This window comes from Streptomyces sp. URMC 124 (genome assembly GCF_051386455.1).
GTDB lineage: Bacteria > Actinomycetota > Actinomycetes > Streptomycetales > Streptomycetaceae > Streptomyces.
The window spans coordinates 1-4,320 of the sequence record NZ_JBPQTS010000269.1 but is presented as its reverse complement, the minus strand read 5'-3'; the positions used below and the strand labels follow the sequence as shown (position 1 = coordinate 4,320).

General features: G+C 75.6%; 2 protein-coding genes and 1 pseudogene. All 3 read left to right on the top strand.

The features are described from left to right. Nucleotides 1-582, top strand: a pseudogene (locus ACSNOG_RS31900) (serine protease); the annotation flags it as partial. Then, nucleotides 579-2,915, top strand: coding sequence for a tetratricopeptide repeat protein (locus tag ACSNOG_RS31895; RefSeq protein WP_436756190.1), 2,337 nt, complete (start codon nt 579-581; stop codon nt 2,913-2,915). The pseudogene ACSNOG_RS31900 and the gene ACSNOG_RS31895, both read left to right, overlap by 4 nt. Before the next feature lie 158 nt (nt 2,916-3,073). Further along, on the top strand, nt 3,074-4,320 hold a 1,247-nt coding region (locus ACSNOG_RS31890; RefSeq protein ID WP_436756189.1), incomplete at its 3' end, for a VWA domain-containing protein.

Genomic DNA, 4,320 nt, shown 5'->3' with positions numbered 1-4,320 from the left:
GCCCGGGGCGCCCGGCTGCTCCTCGTCTTCCGCAACCCCGAATCGCAGAGCCTGGAGCTGGCGCTGAGGATGGCTGACCCCGCCAAGGACGACATCGCGGCCCGGCTGGACCGGGTGCGCGACGGCATCGACCACATCGCGCGCCGCGAGCGCACCGCCTACGAGAAGACCGCCCTCATCGCCCCGGTGCGCCCCGTGCCGCAGCGCGCGGCCGCCCTCCGGCTGGACCTCACCGCGCTGCGCCGCCACCCGGAGCCCGGCGGCGAGCGCTTCCTGGCCGAGCTGGCGTCCTTCGAGCGGACCGTGGAGTCCGGGCTGCTGCGGATCGAGGAGACGATCGGCCTGGCCGAGGCCCGCATCGCCCGGCGCAACGAGCTGCGCGGCCGCCTGGAGGCCTTCTTCGCGCTGCTCGCCGCCCGCAGCCTGGAGGAGGAGCGGGCCGCCGCGCCCCTCTACCGCGCCGCCCACAACCTCCTCTACCAGGCGCCCTGCGAGCTCTCCGAGGCCGAGCGCGCCGTGGAGCGCTTCGCCGACGCCGTACGGCACCACACCCACCGTCCGCGAGGGGGCGACCCCGGATGACCACCTCCGGCGAACCACCCGCCAGTCATGACAGCCACGGCAGTCATGGCGGTCCCGGCACCGACCGCTGCCCCCGGCCCGGCTGCGACGGCCGCATCGAAGCCACCGGCTTCTGCTCCACGCGCGGCCACCGCGCCCGGCGCGGGGCCCCGCCCGTGCCGGACAGCCCGCCCACGGCCGGCACCCGCAGACGGGCCGAGACCGACCGGCTGTTCACCGTGGGCCCCGCCGACGACGGCCTGCTCGACCTGCCCTACATCGCCACCCCCTCCCCCGAGGCGCTGGTCGTCGCCGACCCCAGGGTCCCGGCCGGCGGCAAGACCTGCGGGCACGACGGGTGCACGGCGATCGTCGGCCGTCCGTACGCCGGGCAGCCGGCCCTGCCCACGGGCTTCTGCGAACGCTGCGGCCACCCCTACGACTTCACCCCGCGGCTGGCCCCCGGCGATCTGGTCGGCGGGCAGTACCGCGTGGTGGGCTGCGTGGCCAACGGCGGCCTCGGCTGGGTCTACCTCGCGCACGACATCCGCCTGGAGGGCAATCCGGTGGCCCTCAAGGGGCTCATCAACACCCGCGATCCCGTGGCCCTGCACAACATGGGCGAGGAGCGGCGCAACCTCATCCGCTCCGACCATCCCGACATCGTCCGCATCATCAACTTCGTCACCCACCCGGAGCCCGGGGCGGACGGCGCACCGGACGGCGACGGCCACACCCGTTACATCGTCATGGAGTTCGTGCGCGGCATGCTCCTCTCCCAGGTGCGCGACCGCATCACCCGCCGCGAGGGCCCCTTCGGCGAGGACCGCATCTTCGAGTACGTCCTGTCCTACGGCTGCCGCATCCTCGACGCCCTGGAGAGCCTGCACCGCAAGAACTACGTCTACTGCGACCTCAAGCCCAACAACGTCATGCACTACGCGGACCGCATCAAGCTCATCGACCTCGGCGCCACGCGCGAGCTGGGCGACGAGAGCGGCGTCGTCCTCGGCGCCCGCGGCTTCACCGCCCCCGAGGTCGCCCGCCTCGGCGCCCGGGGCCTGTCCGTCCGTTCGGACCTCTTCAGCCTGGGCATGACCCTGCGCGCCCTCTCCGACGACTCCGGGCGGCAGCCCCCGGGCCTGGGCGCCGAGTCCTACCGGCGGGCCGTCTCGCGCGCCACGGCCGAGAAGCCGCTCGACCGCTTCTCCTCCGCCCGCGAGATGGCCGAGCAGCTGCGCGGCGTCCTGCGCGAGATCCGCTCCCTGCGCACCGGGACCGAGCACCCCGAGCCGTCCACCCTCTTCGCCCCCGCCGCCACCCTCCTCGACGCCTCGCTCGGGCGCGTGCCTCCCCTGGAGCGCTGGCTGAGCGGCGAGCGCCGCCCGCTCCTCGACCCCGGGCTGCCCGCGGCCGACCGCGTCCCGCGCCACCTTCCCGTGCCCTACCCCGACCCCGCCGACCCGGCCGCGGCGCTGCTCGGCCAGCCCACCACCAGCGGGCCGCGGCGCCTGATCCAGCAGCTGTCCGCCTCCGGGCACCGGTCGGTGGAGATCCGCCTCCGGCAGCTGCGCGCCCACCTCGAACTGGGCGAACTCGACGCCGCGGAGCGACGCCTGACGACGGCGAAGCAGCTGCTGGGCAGCCTGGTCCCCCACGACTGGCGAATCTCCTGGCACCAGGGCCTGCTGCACCTCGCCCGGCACGAGACCGCGGCCGCCGAGGCCGAGTTCGACCGCGTCTACCACGACCTGCCCGGCGAGTACGCCCCCAAGCTGGCTCTCGGCTACTGCGCCGAGCAGCGCGGCGACGCGGACGCCGCCGAGCGCTACTACCAGGCCGTGTGGCAGCGCAACCGCTCCCAGGGCAGCGCCGCCTTCGGCCTCGCCCGGCTGCGGCTGGCCACGGGCGACCGCACCGGCGCCGTCGACCTCCTCGGCGGCCTGCCCGAGGTCTCCCGCCACTACGACGCGGCCCGCATCGCCTGCGTGCGCATCCTCTCCGGCCGCCTGCGCGCCGACGGCGACCGCGGCCTGCCCGGCCGCGCCGACCTGACCGCGGCCCTGAGCCGCCTGCCCCGGCTCTATCTGGACGAGGGCCACCCCGGTGGCCCGGCCCGCGACCGGCTGGAGGCGGAGACGCTCGAAGTGGCCCTGGAGCGGGTACGGGCAGGGGCAGCGGCCGGCGGACCGGGCGGCGGCACCGCACTCTTCGGCGCGGACGACGAGGAGTTCGCCCTCCGCTCCCGGCTGGAGGCGAAGCTGCGCCGGCTGGCCCGGCAGGCGCCCACTCCCGGGGGCCTGGCCGCCCTGGTCGACCTGGCCAACAGCGTCCGTCCCAGGACCCGCTTCTGACACGGCGGGCGCGGCTGACACAGGTGACGCGGGTGACGCGGAAGACGCGGGCGCCGCGGACAACGCAGCTGACGCTGCTGACAACGGCTGACACGTCCGGCACGGGGGAACGAATGGACACGCGAAGGACGGACCGAAGCGATGAACCGGGGTGCGCGATGAACCGAGACGACGGTGCGGCCCCCCGGGACCGCGCACCGACGGCGGGCCTGCCCGCCCTCACCGCCCAGCTGGGGCAGAACAAGCACCTGCCGGCCGGCACCGGCACCGTGCCGGCGCACGCCGTCCTCACCGTCGAGGGCCAGGGCCTGAGCGGGCTGACCACCCCGGCCTCCTCCGCGGAGGTCGTCGTCATCGACTGCTCGGGCTCGATGAGCTGGCCCAGCACGAAGATCTCGGCGGCCCGCAAGGCCGCGGCCGCCGCCATCGGCGTCCTGCGCGACGGCACCCGCTTCGCCCTCGTCGAGGGCACCGACAAGGCCCGCGTCGTCTATCCGGCGGGCGGCCGCATGGCCGTCGCGAGCCCCGACACCCGGGCGGACGCCGCCCGCACCGCCCACGGCCTCGTCGCCGCGGGCGGCACGGCCATCGCCTCATGGCTCGCCTGCGCCCGTGACCTGCTCACCGCCCCGGAGCAGGACCACCCCATCCGGCACGCCCTCCTGCTGACCGACGGCAGGAACGAGCACGACCGGCCCGAGGAGCTGGAGCGCGTCCTCGCGGACTGCGCGGGGAAGTTCACCTGCGACGCGCGCGGCATCGGCGACCAGTGGGCCGCCGCCGAGCTGCGGGCCGTCGCCGCCCGCCTGCACGGCACGGCGGACGCCGTCGAGCGCGACTCCGACCTGGAGGAGGAGTTCCGCACGATGATGGCCAGCGCCATGACGAAGGCGCTGCCCGGCATAAGAATCCGCGTCCGGCTGCGGGTCGGCAGCGAGCTCCGCTTCTTCAAGCAGGTCTTCCCCACCGAGCTGGACCTGACCGCGGAGGGCGTGCGGACGGGCGAGCGCAGCTGGGACTTCCCCACGGGGGCGTGGGGGGACGAGTCCCGCGACTACCACCTGTGCGTCACGGCCGACCCCACCGGCGACCCGATGGGCGAGGACCTGCAGCTGGCCTCCCTGTCGCTGGTGGCCGACGCCGTGGGCGACCACCCCGCCGAGGCCGTCGTCGCCGTGCCCCGGCCCCTGCCCCTGCTCGTCCACTGGACCGACGACACCGCCCTGTCCACGCGCGTCCACCCGCGCGTCGCCCACTTCGCCGGCCACGCCGACCTCGGCCGCTGCGTCAACACCGGCTGCGAGGCGTACGAGCGCGGGGACCGCGTGACCGCGCAGGAGGAGTGGGGGCGGGCGGTGCGGCTCGCCCACGGACTCGGCGACGAGAAGATGCTGCGCCGGCTGCG

Bases quoted from the DNA above. Each gene is read 5' to 3' on its own strand.
- ACSNOG_RS31895 (WP_436756190.1), top strand. From the start codon at position 579: ATGACCACCTCCGGCGAACCACCCGCCAGTCATGACAGCCACGGCAGT.